Annotated in this window: 19 protein-coding genes; 14 read left to right on the top strand and 5 right to left on the bottom strand. The window is 66.0% G+C overall.

From position 1 onward, the window contains the following. Window positions 1-128: 128 nt before the first annotated feature. From Poly30_RS22790 to Poly30_RS22765, 6 genes are all read left to right on the top strand, one after another. The gene (locus Poly30_RS22790) at window positions 129-1,178 is read left to right on the top strand and encodes an anthranilate phosphoribosyltransferase (RefSeq protein WP_419190526.1); all 1,050 of its coding nucleotides are present in this window, start codon (window positions 129-131) and stop codon (window positions 1,176-1,178) included. 198 nt (window positions 1,179-1,376) lie between these two features. Continuing rightward, window positions 1,377-2,876 (top strand): Ppx/GppA phosphatase family protein, encoded by a 1,500-nt coding sequence (locus Poly30_RS22785; RefSeq protein WP_145202907.1) that lies wholly within the window; start codon window positions 1,377-1,379, stop codon window positions 2,874-2,876. Between the two features lie 34 nt (window positions 2,877-2,910). Continuing rightward, a complete protein-coding gene (locus tag Poly30_RS22780; RefSeq protein WP_145202904.1) occupies window positions 2,911-3,762 on the top strand; it encodes a hypothetical protein in 852 nt (283 codons plus the stop codon). Window positions 3,763-3,800: 38 nt separating this feature from the next. Then, complete coding sequence (locus tag Poly30_RS22775; RefSeq protein WP_145202902.1) at window positions 3,801-5,963, top strand: efflux RND transporter permease subunit; 2,163 nt, start codon at window positions 3,801-3,803, stop codon at window positions 5,961-5,963. A gap of 121 nt (window positions 5,964-6,084) precedes the next feature. After that, complete coding sequence (locus tag Poly30_RS22770; protein WP_419190525.1) at window positions 6,085-6,783, top strand: outer membrane protein; 699 nt, start codon at window positions 6,085-6,087, stop codon at window positions 6,781-6,783. Window positions 6,784-6,874: 91 nt separating this feature from the next. After that, the gene (locus Poly30_RS22765) at window positions 6,875-7,291 is read left to right on the top strand and encodes a DUF4112 domain-containing protein (protein WP_145202897.1); all 417 of its coding nucleotides are present in this window, start codon (window positions 6,875-6,877) and stop codon (window positions 7,289-7,291) included. Window positions 7,292-7,294: 3 nt separating this feature from the next. On the opposite strand, the gene Poly30_RS22760 is transcribed toward Poly30_RS22765, so the two are convergent. Then, window positions 7,295-8,461, bottom strand: a complete 1,167-nt coding sequence (locus tag Poly30_RS22760) for an AI-2E family transporter (RefSeq protein WP_145202894.1) — start codon at window positions 8,459-8,461, stop codon at window positions 7,295-7,297. Between the two features lie 169 nt (window positions 8,462-8,630). On the opposite strand from Poly30_RS22760, the gene Poly30_RS22755 reads away from it, so the two are divergent. The 6 genes from Poly30_RS22755 (at window position 8,631) to Poly30_RS22730 (ending at window position 11,810) form a co-directional block, all read left to right on the top strand. Continuing rightward, complete coding sequence (locus Poly30_RS22755) at window positions 8,631-8,924, top strand: hypothetical protein (RefSeq protein ID WP_419190524.1); 294 nt, start codon at window positions 8,631-8,633, stop codon at window positions 8,922-8,924. Beyond that, entirely contained in the window at window positions 8,924-9,487 is a 564-nt protein-coding gene (locus Poly30_RS22750; RefSeq protein ID WP_145202888.1) for a hypothetical protein, read from the top strand. The genes Poly30_RS22755 and Poly30_RS22750 overlap by 1 nt, the downstream gene beginning before the upstream one ends. 3 nt (window positions 9,488-9,490) lie before the next feature. Next, window positions 9,491-9,760, top strand: a complete 270-nt coding sequence (locus tag Poly30_RS22745; protein ID WP_145202885.1) for a hypothetical protein — start codon at window positions 9,491-9,493, stop codon at window positions 9,758-9,760. A 46-nt stretch (window positions 9,761-9,806) separates the two neighbouring features. Continuing rightward, window positions 9,807-10,169 (top strand): hypothetical protein, encoded by a 363-nt coding sequence (locus tag Poly30_RS22740; RefSeq protein ID WP_145202882.1) that lies wholly within the window; start codon window positions 9,807-9,809, stop codon window positions 10,167-10,169. A gap of 65 nt (window positions 10,170-10,234) precedes the next feature. Next, window positions 10,235-10,693 carry a hemerythrin domain-containing protein gene (locus Poly30_RS22735; RefSeq protein ID WP_145202879.1) on the top strand — a complete coding sequence of 153 codons (459 nt, stop codon included), beginning with the start codon at window positions 10,235-10,237 and terminating at the stop codon, window positions 10,691-10,693. Between the two features lie 238 nt (window positions 10,694-10,931). Beyond that, window positions 10,932-11,810 carry a PRC-barrel domain-containing protein gene (locus Poly30_RS22730; protein ID WP_145202875.1) on the top strand — a complete coding sequence of 293 codons (879 nt, stop codon included), beginning with the start codon at window positions 10,932-10,934 and terminating at the stop codon, window positions 11,808-11,810. Between the two features lie 99 nt (window positions 11,811-11,909). Here Poly30_RS22730 and Poly30_RS22725 read toward each other — a convergent pair whose 3' ends face one another. The 4 genes from Poly30_RS22725 to Poly30_RS22710 all read right to left on the bottom strand — a co-directional run bounded on the left by Poly30_RS22725 (window position 11,910) and on the right by Poly30_RS22710 (window position 16,453). After that, on the bottom strand, window positions 11,910-13,256 hold the full coding sequence (locus Poly30_RS22725) for an ABC transporter permease (RefSeq protein WP_145202872.1): 1,347 nt from the start codon (window positions 13,254-13,256) through the stop codon (window positions 11,910-11,912). Further along, on the bottom strand, window positions 13,253-14,179 hold the full coding sequence (locus tag Poly30_RS22720; protein WP_419190523.1) for an ABC transporter ATP-binding protein: 927 nt from the start codon (window positions 14,177-14,179) through the stop codon (window positions 13,253-13,255). Before Poly30_RS22720 ends, Poly30_RS22725 begins: the two co-directional genes overlap by 4 nt. 139 nt (window positions 14,180-14,318) lie before the next feature. Then, window positions 14,319-16,181 carry a sodium:solute symporter family protein gene (locus tag Poly30_RS22715; RefSeq protein WP_145202866.1) on the bottom strand — a complete coding sequence of 621 codons (1,863 nt, stop codon included), beginning with the start codon at window positions 16,179-16,181 and terminating at the stop codon, window positions 14,319-14,321. Next, window positions 16,181-16,453, bottom strand: a complete 273-nt coding sequence (locus tag Poly30_RS22710) for a DUF4212 domain-containing protein (protein WP_419191385.1) — start codon at window positions 16,451-16,453, stop codon at window positions 16,181-16,183. The genes Poly30_RS22715 and Poly30_RS22710 overlap by 1 nt, the downstream gene beginning before the upstream one ends. Window positions 16,454-16,766: 313 nt before the next feature. On the opposite strand from Poly30_RS22710, the gene Poly30_RS22705 reads away from it, so the two are divergent. Both Poly30_RS22705 and Poly30_RS22700 read left to right on the top strand, forming a co-directional pair. Then, window positions 16,767-17,558 carry a creatininase family protein gene (locus Poly30_RS22705; protein ID WP_145202860.1) on the top strand — a complete coding sequence of 264 codons (792 nt, stop codon included), beginning with the start codon at window positions 16,767-16,769 and terminating at the stop codon, window positions 17,556-17,558. Window positions 17,559-17,629: 71 nt separating this feature from the next. Continuing rightward, complete coding sequence (locus Poly30_RS22700) at window positions 17,630-18,238, top strand: RibD family protein (protein WP_145202857.1); 609 nt, start codon at window positions 17,630-17,632, stop codon at window positions 18,236-18,238. Window positions 18,239-18,247: the final 9 nt, after the last annotated feature.

The raw sequence follows: 18,247 nt of genomic DNA, 5'->3' as shown, positions 1-18,247 counted from the left end.
GGTTGGCGCGACAGGAGATCCCTATTGGCCGAAGAGGTGGGTCAACGGCGCAACGGGCTCCTCATCGTCGCTGCTTTTCAGGGTCCTGACGGTTACACTTCGCCAGAACTATGGTGTTGCGCCGTCTCATGCTCTCCCTCGCGTCGGATCCCAAGCGGGTCCGCAACCTCAGCCGAGAAGAAGCCTCCCACGCTTTCACGGCCATCCTGAACGGCTCGGAGAGTTCGGCTCTCGTCGCGTCTTTCTTCGTGACGCTGCGCTGGAAGGGTGTGACGACGGAGGAGCTCATGGGGATGGCGATGGCGGCGCGCGCCCAGTCGCGGATTCCCTGCGCCGGGATGAACGGTCTCGTGACCGTTTCGCCGTCCCAGGACGGCCATGAGACGACCCCTCCGCTGGAGGTGGCAGCGGGTCTCGTGGCGGCGGCAGCGGGCGCCAGGATCCTGATCATCTCGGATCGCTCCGTGCCACCGCGCCGCGGTCTCACCGCGGCCAACGTGCTGGAGGGGCTAGGGCTGTCCATGACCTGGGATCCCGGCGAGGCCGAGGACTGGGTCGCCAAGGCAGGCTTCGCCACCGTCTCGGTCGCGGGCCTTTGCCCGCCGATGCTCGCACTCCGCAAGGTGCGCGGCGACATGGTGATCCGCACGCCGCTCTCGACGCTGGAGAAGCTCATCGCTCCGGCGGGTGCCGCGGTGCTGATCGGGGCCCAGAGCGGGCCAGTCCTCGGAACGGCCGTCGAGGTGCTCAAGGGGCTGGGCCATCGCAGAGGCGTGGCGCTGCAGGGCATGGACGGCGGCGTCGTCCCGAGCATCGTCAAGCGAACGCGGGGGATCGAGATCGACGGGGACCACCTGCTGTCCGTGACGGTGGAGCCAGCCGACTTCGGCCTCGACTGCACCTCCAACCCCGAGCTGCCTCTCTTCGGTCCCCATGAGGATGGCCAGGGCGCCTCCGACAACCCTGTGCTCTGCGAGGCCGCCAGCGACATGACGAAGTCGGTGCTCGCGGGTGATATCGGTCCAGCGCGGAACGCCACGTTGCTCTCCGCAGCCCTGATGCTGAAGGCTTCTGGTCGCTGCCTGACGATCGCCGAGGGGGTGGATGCCGCCACGAGCGCGCTCGACTCCGGCGCTGCACTCGAGCGCGTCGAGCGCCTTCGGTCTCTGCTGTCCTGATGCCCGATTCACCGCAACGGCTCGATGTCATGGCTCCCGTCCGACGCTCCCAGGCGCGTGTCGCGCACGGAAGAATCCGCGTAGCACGGTCCCCGAATCGCACGATTGCGTTGACTCGAACCCACGTGAGTACGGCCGCGCGAGGGATCGAAATCGCCTTGTTCTGCCATCCGGGCAACGCACGACTCGAATCCTTCCATGCGTAACGCGCTCCTAGACCAGCTCGCCCTTGCCGCGGTCGATCTCGGATCGAACTCCTTTCACCTCGTCGTGGCCCGCGAGATCGACGGGCGCCCGCACGTGATCGACAAGCTGCGTGAGCGCGTCGCGCTGGCCGAGGGACTCCAGCCCGGGCGCGGGCTCGACACGGTGGTCCAGGCGCGCGCGCTCGACACCCTCGAGCGCTTCGGTGAGCGACTCAAGGTCGTTCCTCAGCATCGGATCCGCGCCGTCGGGACGGCCACGTTCCGGCGAGTGAGGGACGGTGGCGCTTTTCTTCGGCTCGCGTCCGAGGCTCTCGGTGCGCCGATCGAGGTCCTGCCGGGTCGCGAGGAAGCGCGTCTCGTCTACCTCGGCGTCGCCCAGGACCTCGGCGATACCGAAGAGCGCAGGCTCGTGGTCGATATCGGTGGTGGTAGCACCGAGTGCATGATCGGAACGCGCTTTGCTTGCCACAGCGGCGACAGCCTGACCATGGGCTGCGTGACCTGGAGCAAGCGGTTCTTTCCCGGCGGGCGGATGACGGCAGAGGCCTTTGCCCAGGCTGAACTCGCGGCGCGCGTCGAGCTCGAGCCCATTGCACAGATCTACCACAGCGAGAACTGGGAGCACGCCGTCGGATCCAGCGGCACCATCCGGGCGGTGGGAGCGATCCTGGAAGGGCTCGGCATCACCGGCGGCGAGATCACGAGGAGCGGGCTCAAGAAGCTCAAAGCCAAGCTGATCGAGATCGAACTCTGCGATCACCTCGAGCTGGTCGGCATGCGGCCTGATCGGCGACACGTCCTCGCGGGCGGAGTCGCGGTCCTGCGCGCCGTGTTCAAGAGTCTTGGCATCGAGTCGATGACGCCGTCTGCGGGTGCGCTGCGCGAGGGCGTGCTCCACGATCACCTGGGCCGAATCCACCACGAGGACGTGCGCGAGGCCAGCGCCCTCGCCTTCATGGAGCGAATGGGCCTCGACACGGGGCACGGGCGTCGCTGTCGCGAGACCGCGGAGAGTCTGTTCGATCAGGTGGCGGTTTCACTCGGCCTGCAGCCGACCGACCGGACGCTGCTTGGGCTGGCCGCGCTCCTTCACACGATCGGCCTGATGGTGAGTCATGCTGGCTATCACAAGCACGGCGCCTACCTCGCCGAGAACGCGGACCTCGCAGGCTTCTCGCGTCAGGACCGCCAGCAGCTGGCCGTGCTGATCCGCGGCCAGCGTCGTCGCCTGCGCCCGGATCTGCTCGCGGGCCAGCCCCGGGACCGCATGCACGCTTTGCGCTGCCTCCTGCCGCTGCTCCGCATTGCGCTGCGGCTGCGCCGCGACCGCACGAATCGACAGCTCCCACCGATCCAGCTGCGAGCCTCCGGCTCTCGCTTCCACCTGAAGTTCCCCGAGGGCTGGCTGGCGCTGCACCCGCTCACGAGCGCGGATCTCGTCCGGGAAGCCCAGCAGCTCGACGCTTTCGGCATCGTGCTCGCGGTCAAGTAGCGTCCAGTCAGGCCTACCCAGCGAACGTGCCAGCATGCGCATTCTCACGGACTTCGATGGCGTCTGGACGGATCAAGCGGGTGAGGCCCGCTTCATCCAGAGCTGGCTCGCACGCGCGACGGCCCCACTGATCGGCGCGACGCCCGAGGAGGCGCTGGGTGACTTCGACGCCTTCTTCAGCGAGGCGCTGCGCGAGCCAGCGCGGAACGGCTGGGCTCCTGACGGCAGGATCACGGGCTTCGTCGACGAGGATCTCCTGCTCTCGACAGGCTCGGTCTTTCACTGGTTGGAGAAGGGCGGCGAGCATCCGCGCGCGGACGTCTGGAGAGATCGAATCCGGGCGGCAGGCCACGCTTCCATCGAGGCGTTTGCTTCGGATCAGTTCGGGCCGGCCATGGCCGCCTACCTGAAGGAGCACGGGCATCGGCTCGTAGATGGAGCGGCCGACGTCGTCGCCGAACTCCTGCACCGAGGGCACGAGATCGCGTTCGTGTCGAACTCGAATCAGCCCAAGCTCGCGACGATGCTAGGAGCGGCCGGTATCGAGGAGGGAGGCGGCGTTCGCGTCATCGGCGACGCCCGCAAGTGGTGGATAGGTGACGATGAGCCGAAGGTGGAGGTGGACGGGCGGCTGCTCCACATGGACAGGCCCCACTATGCAGCGATCTTGAAGGACGTCGACCCCGACCTCGTGATCGGCGACGTGGCGTCGTTCGACCTCGCGCTCCCGGCGTTCCTGCGCTCGCGCGGCGACCTCTCCCCTGGCCTGCGGCTCGTGCTGCGGCGGAACGAATCGACGTCCGCGTGGGCGCTCGCCCAGGCAGAGAAGCCGGGCCCGCTACGCCTCGTCGACGAGATCGTGGATTCGGTGGCGGAGCTCCTTTGACGCTCCCCGGTCGCTCCAATTTTCTGCCGCGCGCTGCCGTGGCGCTCAGCGAGAGGCCGCGGTGGAGCCTGGCGCTCCTGGCCGTTCTCTTGACGCTCGCCGTGCTGGGACTGCTGGGCGACGCGCCCCAGGATCGGCTCCAGGACGATTCTGGCTGGAGCCAGGCGCAGATGACGCGCGAGGAGTTCGAACTCGACTGGGACGCGGGCTTCCTCGCGATCTTCGGCGACGTGACAGGGCCCGCAGAGGAAGCCGCGGTTCGGGCGATGGTCGAGCGCGTGGAGGCGCTGCCCTGGGTGGCGGACGTCTCGGCTCCCTGGGATCTGCCTGGGCTAAGCGGTGCGTCGCTCCAGGAAGCGTCCACCCATGAACTCGTCGGCGGCACCCTCGTCGGGCCCGCTGGCGCGCTCTTTCCGCTGACGCTGGAGAAGGGAGAAGCTGCCTGGGCATCGTTCCTCTACGATTCCGATCCCGACTGGCGTGGTCCCACTCGCGAGGCCGCGCAGGAGGCTCTGGACGCGTCGGGCGGGCAGGGCCTCGAAGTGGGGATGAGCGGGCTCGCCGCCGTCGTCGAGGCCCAGGGCACGGCGTTCGAGGGCGAACGCTGGCGCTTCATGGGCTTCGGCGCGCTGCTGGGCTTTCTGATCGCATCGGCCGCGTTTCGCAACGTGCGCGCGACGTTCCTCGCCGGGCTCCCGCCGGTTTTTGGCGTGGTGCTCTCGGTCGGTCTCGCGAGGTTCGTGGGGCTGGGCGCCGATGGCTTCACGACGATCGTGCTGCCGTTGCTCGTTCTGACGATCGGCTTCGCGGATTCGCTCCACCTCGTCGTCGGCATGGTGAAGGCGCGCAGCGACGGGCACGCCGAGGACGGGGCGAGCGCCGCGTCGTTCGCCCTCGGGGAACTCGTCTGGCCGTGCGCGCTTACCTCGTTGACGACGGCGATCGGCTTCGCTTCGCTCAGCCTTGCGGGACATTCACTGGTCGTCGAGTTCGGGCTCTCCTGTGCGCTCGCCACCGCGATCACCTTCGTGGCAGTGATCCTCGTGACGCCTCTGCTGGCGCGGACGCCGCTCGGGGGGAGGCTCGACGCGGTGCGCCCTCCGCGCTTCGATGGAGAAGCGAGCGGCGGCGCCGTCCGGGCCCTCGTGGACGCATCGCTGAGAAGGCCGCGCCTGGTCGCCGTGATCGGACTCGCCGCGACGGTGGCCTCGGTCGCGGTGGCCTCGGGATTGAGAGCGGACCGACTCGTGATGACGGATCTCGCTGAGGGTAGCGAGGCCGCGCGGACGCTCCAGCGCGTCGATCGGGAGATGGGCGGCGTTTTTCCGATCCAGGTGAGGCTCGACTGGGAGGAGACGGTCAGCTCGGCTGAGATCCGCGAGATCGTGGAGGAAGTCGAGAGAGCGATGGGGCAGGAGCCGCTCTTCGCGGGTGTCGTCGGCCCGGCCGGGATCCTGCGCGCGATCGGGCCAGCGGCGAGCTGGGACATGCTGCGGCTCGTGCCAGAGCGCTGGCGAAAGCCCTTCATCGATCTGGAGACGCGACGGGCGCTGGTTCACGCGCGCGTGCCGGATGCCGGTAGCGCGGCACTGATTCCTGCCTTCGAGCGCACGCGCGAGAGGCTGGTCGGAATCGTACGGCCGGGTTGCGAGATCGCGCTGGTCGGGGATCACGTGGCTTACCTGGAGACCGTCGACGACGTCACGCGGGACCTGGCCTGGAGCCTGGCGCTCGCTGCGGTTCTGATCCTCGTGACCCTGGCGCTCGCTTTCCGGTCGTGGCGACTCGGACTGGCGAGCGTCGTTCCGAATTTGCTACCGCTGGGTGTCTCGGCGGCGGGCCTCGCGCTGACCGGAGGACACGTCGACGTGTCGACGCTGACTGCGCTCACCCTGTCCCTGGGTATCGCGACCGATGACACGATCCATGTGCTCGCCCGATGGGAGCGCACGCGGATCCACTGCGCTTCCGCCGTACTGGCAGCGCGAGCTGCGATTCTTCGCACGTTGCCCGCGCTGACGATGACCACGCTGACACTGACGGCGGCCTTCGGGCAGCTGCTGACGTCGGCGCTTCCGACCATCCGCGACTTCGGGCTTCTCGCTGGCATCACGCTGGTCGTCGCGTTCCTCGCCGACGTCTTGCTGCTGCCGTCCATCCTGGTCGTGCTCGATGCGCCAGGTGGCCGGACCGAGGGGTAAGCGAGCGCTAAAGTTCGGAGGAGGCAGATTGGAGCCTGGTTTGGGGGCCCTTTGGGGCGTGGGTCAGAAAGTCTGCCCATCGAATTTTCCTTCCAACCCCCTGACGCTCCGTCCAGACCCCATGTCCACTCTACTTCTCGCCACCGCCCTTCTCCCCGCTTCCTTCGCTCCTGCTGCCGAGAACACCGCCACGTTGACGTCGCTGCTTTCGTTGGCCCCGTCGACGCTGCAGTACTCGGTCGATAGCGACGCCTCCACCCACTCCGACTACTACTTCCAGGTTGGCTTCCAGACCGTGACGACGCGCAGCTCGGACGGTCCGGACGAGGAGATCGACTTCAACGAGGGCTGGGCGGTCCCGATCCTGGTCGGCAAGCGCTTCAGCTCTGACTCGAACGAGAACCTCGGCTTTGCCATCGAGCTCGAAGGCATCTACTCCGACCAGGAAGCGGACGACGATGGCGCGCTTCGCGCCGTCCGGGATGTGACCGGGATCAATGTGCTCCTCAACGGCGTGGTCGACTATTCCTTCTCGGAAAGCGTCGGCGTTTACGGGGGGGCAGGTATCGGTCTTGGCTTCCTCGACATCGGCACCGAGAGCGACGGCATCAGCAGCTTCGACGACGAGGACGGCCCGTTCCTGAGCTGGCAGCTCAAGGCTGGCATGCTGTTCCAGGCCTCCGAAACCATCGGCATCGACCTCGGCTACCGCTTCCTGAACACCGATGACGCCCAGCTCGACGACACGAACGGCAACGCGTCGTTCAACCTTCAAACGCGTCAGCACATGATCGGACTCGGCCTTCGCTTCGACGTCTGATCCGCTGGGATTTCCCCCTACGCTACACCAGGGCGAGTTCGGCCGTTGCCGCGCTCGCCCTGGGGTGTTTCCTACCATCCTCACGCATCCCATGTCACTCGCGCCATCCATGGATACACAGCCCAGACCGGCCCGCGTCGAAATCGTGCCTCCGCCCTCGCCCCACGACGCGACCGTGGAGCACCTCGAGAAGTTCGCGGACCTGATGGACCGTCGCTTCACGATTCCTGGCTCGACGATCGGTGTCGGGCTGGACTCGATCCTTGGCTTTCTTCCGGTGGTGGGGGATGCGGCGACTGCCGGGCCCGGGCTCTACCTGATCGCCCGAGCCCATCGAATGGGAATCAGGAAACGCACTCTCCTGCTCATGGGCAAGAACCTCCTGATCGACCTCGGGGTCGGCTCCATCCCGTTGCTGGGCGACCTCTTCGATATCGCGTTTCGTTCCAACGTCAAGAACGTCGAGCTGATCAAGCGCGACCTGCGGAAGCAGGCCGCGCTTTCGTAGGCGTCATGCTTCCACGAGCGTCGCGACGGCGCGCCAGCGCGGCACGTTGCGGCAGACGATGGCGAGGGCAGCGAGGAGTGGCACCGCGAGGAGCGCACCCGCGAGGCCCCAGAGCCAGCCCCATAGCATCAGCCACATGAGAACCGCGACCGGGCTCAAGCGGATGGAACGGCCCACGATCGAGGGGGTAATCAAGAGACCTTCGATGCTCGTCAGGAAGAGATAGGCCGCGCCAGGTAGGACGCCTGCACCGAGCGACTCGGTCGAACTGATCCCGACGACAAGGACGACCGCGATGCCGACGGCCGCTCCCAGGAACGGGACGAAGTTCAGGATCGCCGCGACCGCGCCCCAGAGGATCGGGTTGGGAAGGCCGAGAGCGGCTGTGGCCAGACCCACTGCGAGTCCGAGCCCGGCGTTGATCAACGAGATGGAGATCAGATAGCTGCCACACTGACTCTCGATGGTCGCGCAGATCTTTCGCACGCGCTCTTGGGCCTCGGAAGTCTGTACGATTCTCGTCCACTTCTTCATCAGCACTCGATCGTTGGCGAGCATGAAATACAGGAGCACCAGAAACAGCGCGAATTGGGCCAGGACGCCGCGCGCTTGATTGAAGACCTTGACCATGAAGGGCGTCGTGTCGACCACGCGCACCGTCGCCACGACGTCCTCCTTGGCAGAATCGACAAGTTCATCGACTGCGTCGACGACTTCTATCATCTCCTTCGAGGGCCGATTGACCTCCTCCCAGCGCTGCTGAAGCGTGCGGATATCCTTCGGGAGGCGGCGGAGCCATTGATTGGCTGGCTCCGAGAGAGAGAGCGCTCCGCCCACGGTGGTGCCCAGGATGAGGACGACCAGGAGGCCGGCTGTCGCGGGGGCAGGGATGCGACGGCGAGAGGCGAACCGCACCAGCGGCGTGAGCGCGATCTTGGCCAGCCAGGCGATCGCGATCGGTGCAAGAACCGGACGCAGCCACCAGAGCAAGCCGAGACCGACTCCGCCGGCGATGACGATCAGCGGGATGGAGTGTGCAGCTCGCTTCTTGCGGCGGGGGCTCACTTCGACGGGCGGGCGCTGATCCGAGCCCGGTCGCGGGTCGGCTGCTTGGGTCGCGGCGCCGATGCTCGTGGGGCCGGTTTTATCCGTGGGAAGGGAAGGGTTCATGAACACAAAGATCACGGGGCGGCGAGGGGCGGCTCAACTCCGCATTAAGCGACTTTGAGTCGCACTTTGACGCCGCATGAGCCGCCGGGTCGATCATCCGGGCCGTCGCAGATCGACCGGGGTTCCCGGCCGCCGGCGCGACTCTCCCTACCCCGAACCCAATCTGACCATGTCCGCACAGACCGCCACCAGCTCCAATTCCTCCAGCGCCAAAGACGATCTTCGCGATCAAGCCCAGACCATTGCCGGCGACGTGAAGGAGCTTGGCTCCATCAGCAAGCGTGCCGCCGAGGAGGCCGCCGAGGCCGCCAAGCAGCGCGCCCGCGCCGCCAAAGAGGACGCCGTCAACAGGGCCCACGAAGTCGAGGACGAACTCGTCCGCTACATCCGCGAGCAGCCGGTCAAGTCGGTGCTCATCGCTGCCGGTGTCGGCGCCCTCGCCTCCATGTGGTTGCGCCGCTAGTGATTTCACGCAGCCACATCGAAGAAGCTCCGGCCAGTGCGGAGACTGACGCGGAGGTTCCGTCCTCGAACGGATCGCCGTTCGAGGGCTGGCCTGGCGCTGGCGCTCTGGACTCCCTTCCTGCTTCTGCCCAGGAGGCGCTGCTGTCCTTGAAGAAGGATGTCAGCGCGCTCCGGGCCGTCGCCGTGGCTCTGCCCGTCAGGGTCAAGCGTGTGGCGAAGATCAAGCTGCTCAAGAAGAAGTCCTCCGCTCGTCGCCTGGCGACCATGGGTGTGGCCTTCCTGGCCGCGGGTGCTCTGGCTCTCATCGTTCTGGGCCTCGCTTCGGCCATGGCTCTCTTCGGCCTGGCTTCCGCGATCGCTGCCGTCCTCGACGTGCCTCTCTGGGGCGGCCTGGCCATCACCGGCTTCGGCGTTCTGGCGGGTTCCGCGGCTGCGGTCGTCATCGGCTGGAAGCGCTATTCCTCCAAGCGGCGCGACGACATCCGCAAGGCTCTCGACGAGATTGGCTTGAGCCACTACCGCACTCCCTCACCTCCCGCCCAGGGTTCCACCCCTTCCTGAATCATGCCCCGACTCTTCGACACCGGCGAACTCGAGATCCTCGAGGCCGCAGAGCGCAGCGAGAAGCTCGCTGTGTCCGCGGCCAAACAGTCGCTCTCTGGCCGGAGCCGTGACTTCGTGGCGGATCATCCCCTCGCTGCGGTCGGTACGGCCGCGGCCGTTGCCACCACCGTGGCTCTCGTGGCCCGATCTCCTCTCGGCGGGAGGGCCGTCAGCATCCCTGCTCGACTGGCCCTCACCAGCGTTTTCGGCGCCTTCTTCGGCGAAGGCTGAGCGGACCACGTCCCACCTTCGATTTCCCTGACTTTCTGTTCGTTCCATGTCCAAATCACAATCCTCCGAATCCCCATCGGGCGCCTCCGAGGGAGCGCTTCCGCCGCTCCACCGTTCGGATGAAACGTCCCTCGACGAGAGCTACCGCCAACGTGAACGCGAGGCGGCCAGCAAGGACCCCGCGACGAAGTTCGGTTCTTGGCGAGATGGCCGTGAGGGCGACGGAACGCGCTTCCCAGAGGAGGTCGACATGCGGCCAGACGATCGATCCCACCAGCGATCCACGGGCGCCAACGCGACGCCGGGATCAGAGGCTCACCCCATTTCGCCCTCGGAATTTCCGGGGGGCTCACCCGAGGAACTCCCGGACGAATCGCCTCCCGAGAATCCCGGCAAGCCCAAAGCCTGACTGCCACTGCGAGGCTCACCTCATCCGTCCAGCACTCATCCCTTCCTGACCCACAGAGCTTCACCATGAAAGACATCTTCGGAACCCTCGAGGAGGAGCACGACAAGCACCGCGAACTCCTCGACCGCGTCGCCAGAACCCAGGGCGATTCACCCAGTCGCCGCAAGTACTTCCCGATGCTGGTGGAAGAGCTGCGGTCGCACGCGAATGCGGAGGAACGGACGCTCTACGCGACGATGATGAAAGACGCCGACGCTCAGCCAAAGGCCTCCCACAGCGTGCATGAACATGAGGTCATGGACGACCTCATGGCGGAGCTTCAGGAGACCGACTACTCCAATCCGCACTGGATCGCCACGTTCCGAAAGCTCGCGGAGAAGACCCGTCACCACATGGACGAAGAGGAGGAGGAGACCTTCGAGGCAGGCCGGAAGCTGATCGATGACTCCACTGCGAAGGAGCTGGCGCGCCGGTTCGAGGAAGAGAAGGCACGAGAGCTCGAGGGGCAGCCGCTCTCGTCCTGACTCCATTCGGAAACACTCCGCCAGCGTTCCGCAGATCTTTGGAGCGCTCGCGAAGTGATCCCCACGCTCACTCTTCCGGATCTTCGGAAGCGTGAGCGTTTTTGTAATCGCAATCAACGGGTCCGCTACCCGCGCGGTCCATCTTGTGTCTCTCGCGCTGAAGTTGACCGTCTACGGCGCGTTCCGAGTAAGAACACTTTTTCCTCGGACCTCGAACCACGGTCGGAATTCCTTTCCCATGAAACACCGCCTCATCACCCACGCACTCACCACCAGCCTTCTCTTCGGCGGCCTCGCCTTCGCCCAGGAGACCTCGAAGCAGGACATGGCCAGGGACATGGTCAATAGTGACGCCAAGTCGACCAACTTCCACCGTGACTCCGAGATCATCGGCATGGACCTCTGGACCACCGTCGCCACCGAGGACGGCGAGAAGGTCGACATCGGTGACATCCGTGACTTCGTGGTCGACTCGAAGTCCGGTCGCATCTCGCACGTCGTGATCTCCAGCGGCGGCGTCGGTTCCGTCGGTGACACGCTCCGTCCGATCACCTGGGATCAGATCAAGTGGAGTGAGAACGAAGACGGCGAGAAGGTCGCCATGGTCGACATGTCCGAGAAGGCCTTCGACGCGATCGCCGAGTTCGACGCGGAGAAGATCAACATGATGAACACCGCGCGTCCGGTCGACGCGAGCGCCGGCAAGGACAAGAAGATGGTTGCGTCCACGAACCACCTCTGCTCGGACATCGCCGAGCTCGACGTCTACGGGCCGGGCGAAGAAGACTCCTTCACGTCGATCGGCGAGTGCGTCATCAACTGTGACACCGGCACGATCGCCTACCTCACCCTCGAGGCCAACGACGAGACCTACCTGATCCCGTTCAGCGCCTTCCAGATCCAGCCGATCTCCGGTGAAGAGGCCGGGGAAGAGGACATCGAGTTCGCTGCCTGGGCACCGCACGGCGAAGAGGCCCTGAAGGCGGCTCCGACGATCGACGAGGACACGAAGATGACGGCGCAGAACCCCACCTTCCGCAAGACTGTGGACAGCTTCTACGCCACGGGCGAGAAGAACAAGGCGGCGATGCCGAAGAAGATCGGCGGCATCCGCTGATTCGGATCTCTCCACGTGCGCTGACTTCCTGAACTGACTTCAACGCGCTGCGGCCGCCGCTTCGATGCATCGAAGCGGCGGCCGCGTATCGTTTCGAAGCTACTTCGAGACGACCCAGCCGATCAACTTCCGGAAGGTAGGCGCTTGGCCCTGGGACAGCACGCCGACCCGGAAGATCTTACTGCTCGCCCAGAGCAGGATGACGGTCGTGACCAGGCACATCGCGGGTGCGGCGAGGTACTCCCAGGCGGGCGGCCCTGGCGGGGCCAGAAGACGAAGCAAGAAGATCATGGGGGTGGCCGTCGGGAAGTAGGTCATCGCGGTCGCGACACTCCCGTTCGGGCTCTCGATGATTGCGCTGATCGAAAAGATCGGAATCATGATCATGATCATCGCAGGCGCCATCAGGCTCTGCGCGTCGCGCAGCTCCGAGCACGCCGAGCCGAGGGCTCCGAAGAGCGATCCGTACATCAGAAGCGCGAAGAGCATCATGAGCACGAACCAGGCGTAGCTCTGTAGTGGCACGAAGTGGCTGACGCCCCAGTGGTGCGTCGACCAGAACACGCCGCCGAGGTAGACGAGGGCAAGCGTCGAGGAGATCGCCACGCTGCCGACGAGCTTGCCCAGCATGAGCTGGAACGGCGTCACGGAAGAGACGAGCACCTCGGAGATACGCTGCATCTTCTCCTCCAGCACCTGGTTCATGAGCTGCGGCGCGGTCGTCATCACCAGCATGAAGAGCAGCATCAGAGCGGCGAAGGGGATCGCGAACGTCTGAAGGTCGCTCTTCTTTTCGGCCTCCTTCACGGAGCCGTCCGCCTCCGCTTTGGCGAGCCCCCAGGTCGAGAGCGGGACGCGCCGGGAGAGCCGGGTAGCCAGCGCCTCGTCGATGTCCGCCTCCTCGAATCGGCGGGCCCTGACGTCAGAGTTGACGACCTCTTCGATCCAGCTGGGCAGCTCGGTGAAGGTGGGTTCGTTCGTGTGGTAGGCGAGTGGACGCTCGGAGGGCTCGTCCGTCAGGATGGACGGATCGATGAGCACGAAGCCCTGCAGGTCCTTGGACTTCACGCGCTCCGACAGCACGACGTCGGGACGTTCGTCTCCGGCGGGTTCGTAGCGCTCCAGAAGGAACTCGGGTCGCGCTTGTTTTCGGCTCGCAGCGCTCGCCTCGCCCGCGGATGCTTCCGGCGACGCCTCCTCCAGCTGCTTCCAGATGCCAAACTCGTTGCGGGTCTCGGCGGCGGCCTTCAGCGTCGGCCAGAACTCGCCGGTCGGGTCGTAGACGGCGAGCTTTCGCGGCGTCAGGTCCACCCGATCGCCCATGAACTTCTGGAACAGGATGCTGCCACCCATGAGGAGCGGCATGACGAAGAGGCCAATGATGAAGGCCTTGGACATCACCGCCTGGACGAATTCGGCGCGCGCGATGGCGAGTACCTTGTTCATGAGGTCATCCCTCCCGCGGCGAGAGCGACTTCCGCCCCATCCCCGGTCGATCGGGCGGCTTCCGGGCCGGCGATGCGAATGAATATGTCGTGGAGCGTCGGCCGTGTCTCCTCGAACTGCGTGAGGCGCGTCCTGGCGGCCAGGGCCTGAAGCAGGTCCTGGGAGTCGCCGCGAAAGCGAACCTCCTGGAACGTGCCCATGTCGGCGACGTGCTCGATGCCAGCGATTCCCTGGAGAGCTCGAACGCCAGCTTCCGTGCGCACCCGGATCGTATCCTGGCCGTACTTCCCGTAGATATCGTTCATGGTCCCGTCGAGCACCTTGTCGCCCTTGAAGATCATGATCAGGTGATCGCAGAGCTGCTCGGCGACCGCCATGTCATGGGTGGACAGCACCACCGTCGTGCCATCCGTCACGAGCTCCAGGATCGCGCTCCGCAGCACCTCCAGATTCACCGGATCGAGCCCGGAGAACGGTTCGTCGAGAATGATGAGCCTGGGCTTCGAGATCACGGTCGAGATGAACTGGATCTTCTGGCTCATGCCCTTGGAGAGCGCTTCGACCCTGGCATCCTTCCACTCGGTGAGGCCCAGGCGTTCGAGCCAGCGGTCCGCTTCCTTGCGGGCCTCGCGGAGGGGCATACCCTTCAGCGAGCCGTAGTAGCCAAGGAGCCGGCCAACCTTCATCTTCTTGTAGAGGCCGCGCTCCTCCGGCAGGTAGCCGATCCGGTCGTTCGAGGCGCGGGTGCCGACCTCTCCGAGGACCGAGACCTCGCCGCTGTCGGGGCTGAGGATGTGGAGGATCATCCGGATCGTGGTGGTCTTCCCCGATCCGTTGGGGCCGATGAATCCGTAGAGGGAACCCTCCGGCACCTCCAGGCTCAGATCACGTACGGCCGTGTGGGATCCAAAGGTCTTGGTCACACGGGTTAGCTGAATCGCGGGACGGGTCAAGGGCGGGCACCGGCAGGGGGAAGGGAACTCATGTTCCCGAGCCTACCCGCCAGCGCTCCGTTCCATTCTGTAAAGACTCGGTCTGCCAGCCGTTTCGTTTGGCCGCTGGTCAATGCCGGGACGCGGACCCGGCTCCTTTCGGCACGCGGATGCTCGTGATGAGTTCCTCGACCTCGGCGGACGGCGGCTTCGTGAAGGATGCGACGAGCGCCGCCACGCCGAAGTTGATCACCATGCCCACGGAACCGATCCCCTCCGGCGAGATCCCGAGGAACCAGTTCTCGGCCCTGTTTTGCTCAAGGTGCAGGAACTTGAAGTACACGATGTAGGCCGTCGTGAAGCCGAGGCCGAGCACCATGCCCGCGATCGCGCCTTGACGGTTCATGCGCCGGGAGAAGATGCCCATCAGAATCGCCGGGAAGAACGACGACGCGGCGAGGCCGAACGCGAACGCCACGACCTCGGCGACGAAGCCCGGCGGGTGGATCCCGAGGTAGCCAGCGCAAACGACGGCCACCGCCGCGGAGAGGCGCGCGGCGAGGAGCTCCTTCTTGTCGCTGATGTTCGGCACCAGCGTGCGCTTGAGGAGGTCGTGGCTCACCGCCGTCGAGATGACGAGCAGAAGGCCTGCCGCCGTCGACAGGGCCGCAGCCAGGCCGCCTGCCGCGACCAGGGCGATGACCCAGTTCGGAAGGCCTGCGATCTCCGGGTTCGCCAGGACCATGATGTCCCGGTCGATGTAGAGCTCGTTGTCGTTCTCGGTAGGCGGGTTCGCCACGAGTCGCTCGCCCGAGGCTCCCCGGGCCGCCTCGTCACCGGCTTCGCCTACGTAGTCGGGCTTGCCCTCGAACGCCGCTCCCTGGCGATAGCGGATGGCTCCATCGCCGTCCTTGTCCAGCCACGCGATGAGGCCCGAGTTCTCCCAGTTCTTCAGCCAGGTGGGGGCGAACTTGCCTTCTCCCGGAGCCGCCTCCACCGGAGCCTTATCTTCCGGGCTCCGATAGGTCGCGCCTTCCACGGCACCGATGAGGTTCGTGCGCGCGAACGCCGCGACCGCGGGCGCCGTCGTGTAGAGGAAGGCGATGAAGAGCAGCGCCCAGCCCGCGGAGATCCGCGCGTCCTTGACCTTGGGCACGGTGTAGAAGCGAATGATCACGTGGGGCAGCCCGGCGGTGCCGACCATCAGCGCCATCGTGATGCAGAACACGTCGATCATCGCCTTCGACCCCGATGTGTAGGGCGCGAACCCGAGCTCTTCGTGGAGACCATCGAGTTTCGCGAGCAGTGAGATCGATTCCCCGTTGGCGATCCCGTCCCCGAGGCTGCCCTGGAGCATTCCGCCGAAGCCGATCTGCGGGATCGGCGTCCCGGTCATCATCAGCGCGATGAACACCGCGGGCACCATGAACGCGAACATCAGGACGCAGTACTGCGCCACCTGCGTGTAGGTGATGCCCTTCATCCCGCCGAGCACCGCGTACAGGAGCACGACGCCCATGCCGATCACGACACCGGTCTCCACCGAGACCTCCAGGAATCTCCCGAAGACGACGCCCACGCCCCGCATCTGGCCTGCCACGTAGGTGAACGATACGAAGATCGCGGCGACGACGGCCACGAGTCGCGCGGTGGTCGATTCGTACCGATCGCCGACGAAGTCGGGGACGGTGAAGCGGCCAAATTTCCGCAGGTAGGGGGCGAGGAGCAGAGCGAGCAGCACGTACCCGCCGGTCCATCCCATGAGATAGACCGAGCCGTCGTAGCCCTTGAACGAGATGATCCCCGCCATCGAGAGGAACGAGGCCGCCGACATCCAGTCGGCCGCCGTCGCCATGCCGTTCGCGAGCGGCGGCACGCCGCCGCCGGCCACGTAGAAGTCCTTGGTGCTACCGGCTCGAGTCTTGATCGCGATCCCGATGTAGAGCGCGAACGTGACGCCAACGATCAGAAAGGTCCAGGTTTGAACGTCCATCAGTCCTCCTGCACTCCGAAGCGTCGGTCCATGCGGTTCATCAGCACCACGTACACGAAGATCAGGATGACGAACGCGTAGATGCTCCCCTGCTGGGCGAACCAGAAGCCCAGGGGAAAGCCCGTTCCAGGCAACGTGTAGGCGTTGAGCTTCGGCGCCAGCAGGATGCCGCAGCCGAACGACACCGAGAACCATATGGAGAGCAGGACGAGGAGGAGCCGGACGTTGGCGCGCCAGTAGCTGGCGGCCGTCGCGGTTTCCTCGCTGGACAGGTGCTCCGTGGGGTCACCGCCGGAGCTTCCGTCGGCGTCCTCTCCACGTGAAGGCGATTCAGTCATCGCAACACTCTAACCCGAAACATTCATCAAACGGCTTCGCCAGCACGCCCAAACGGCGCCATGGCGGCGTCAGACGTCGGCCTGCGGCCTCCGCCCGCTTCGCGGGCTCCCGTCATGGATGCTCACCGGGCCTACGGGCCCGCCTCCGCTCCATTCGGTCGTCTTCCTTGCCCTGACGCCGTTTGGACGCACTGGCGACGCCGTTTGATGAATGATTCGGGTCTGATCCACCTGTATCGTGGGGCCGATGATTTCCTGGACCGACCTTCGTACGGACGAGTTCGCCGACCTGGATCCCGAGGCAACGGTGGCGATCCTTCCAGTGGCCGCCGTCGAGCAGCACGGCCCGCACCTTCCGGTCGGGACCGATGCCATGATTCTCGAGGGCGTCCTCGAACGAGTCGAGGTGGATCCCGCCCTCGTGCGAGGCCTCGTGCTTCCGCTTCAGCACATCGGGCACAGTCCGGAGCACACGGGTTTCGCCGGCACGCTTCACCAGGAGCCGGAGACTCTCCTCCAGCACTGGACCGAGATCGGCCGGGCCGTGCACCGCTCGGGCGTTCGCAAGCTCGTGATCCTCAACAGCCACGGAGGCCAACCGCAGATCATCGATCTGGTGGGCCAGCGCCTCCGTCGCGAATGCAGCATGCTCGTCGTGCGTGCCTCGACCTTTGCGTTCGGGATGCCCGATCGCCTCTTCGACGCGGAGGAGGTGCGTTACGGCATGCACGGCGGCGAGGTCGAGACCTCCATGATGCTTGCGCTCCGGCCGGATCTCGTCCGCATGGACGCGGCCATCGACTTCGTGAGCGCTGCCTCCGAGATGGCGGAGTCTTTCGATTTGCTGGGCGCCGAGGAACCGATCGGCATGGCGTGGGCGGCCCAAGATCTGCATGTCTTCGGCGCGACCGGCAACGCCAGGCTCGCGGACGCCGACCGAGGGGATCGGCTCCTGGAGTTCCTGGCTTCGGAGCTCGCGACGCTCCTGATGGACGTGCGAGACTTCTCCCTGAAGCGCCTGAGGGACGCGCCGCTGTGAGTTCAGGTGAAGCGTTCGATCCGTGCGCAGGCCTTCGTGTTCCAGCGGGCAGGCGGTTCGCGGTAGGGCAGATGGGGCAGAGTCTCGACGGCTTCATCGCGACTCGAACGGGCGCGTCGCACTATGTGACCGGCCAGGAGAGCCTCGTTCACCTGCATCGAATGCGCGCGCTGATGGACGCCGTCGTCGTCGGATGGAGAACGGCGCAGAGCGACGATCCGCAGCTCAACGTCCGTCTCGCCGAAGGCCCGAACCCCGCGCGTGTTCTCGTCGACCTGGACGAGCGCCTCGATCGCGGGCTCCGCGCCTTTCGGCCTGGCGCGCGCGTCTTGCACGTCGTCGGGGAGGATCGACCGGTGCGCGAAGCGACGGCAGATCACGTCGAGCGCGTGCCCGTCCCTCGGCCCGGCGGCCGCGTCGACCCAAAGCAGCTCTTGCGAGAGCTGGCGGAAAGAGGCCTGCCGCGGGTTCTCGTGGAAGGCGGCGGCGCGCTCGTCTCCGCGTTCTTGCGCGCGGGCGCGCTCGACCGCCTTCACGTCGTGGTGGCGCCGCTGCTGATCGGCGAGGGCCGCCCCGGCGTCCAGGTGGCGCCGGTCGACGACCTCGGCGACGCGCTTCGGCCTCCCGCCGAGATCTACCGGCTCGGCGCGGACGTGCTCTTCGACCTCGAACTCGGCTAATCGCCGGGG

Source organism: Saltatorellus ferox, assembly GCA_007751475.1.
Taxonomy (GTDB): Bacteria; Planctomycetota; UBA1135; order UBA1135.
Note: the sequence above shows the minus strand (reverse complement) of the source record. Positions and strands in the feature narration are given on the sequence as shown.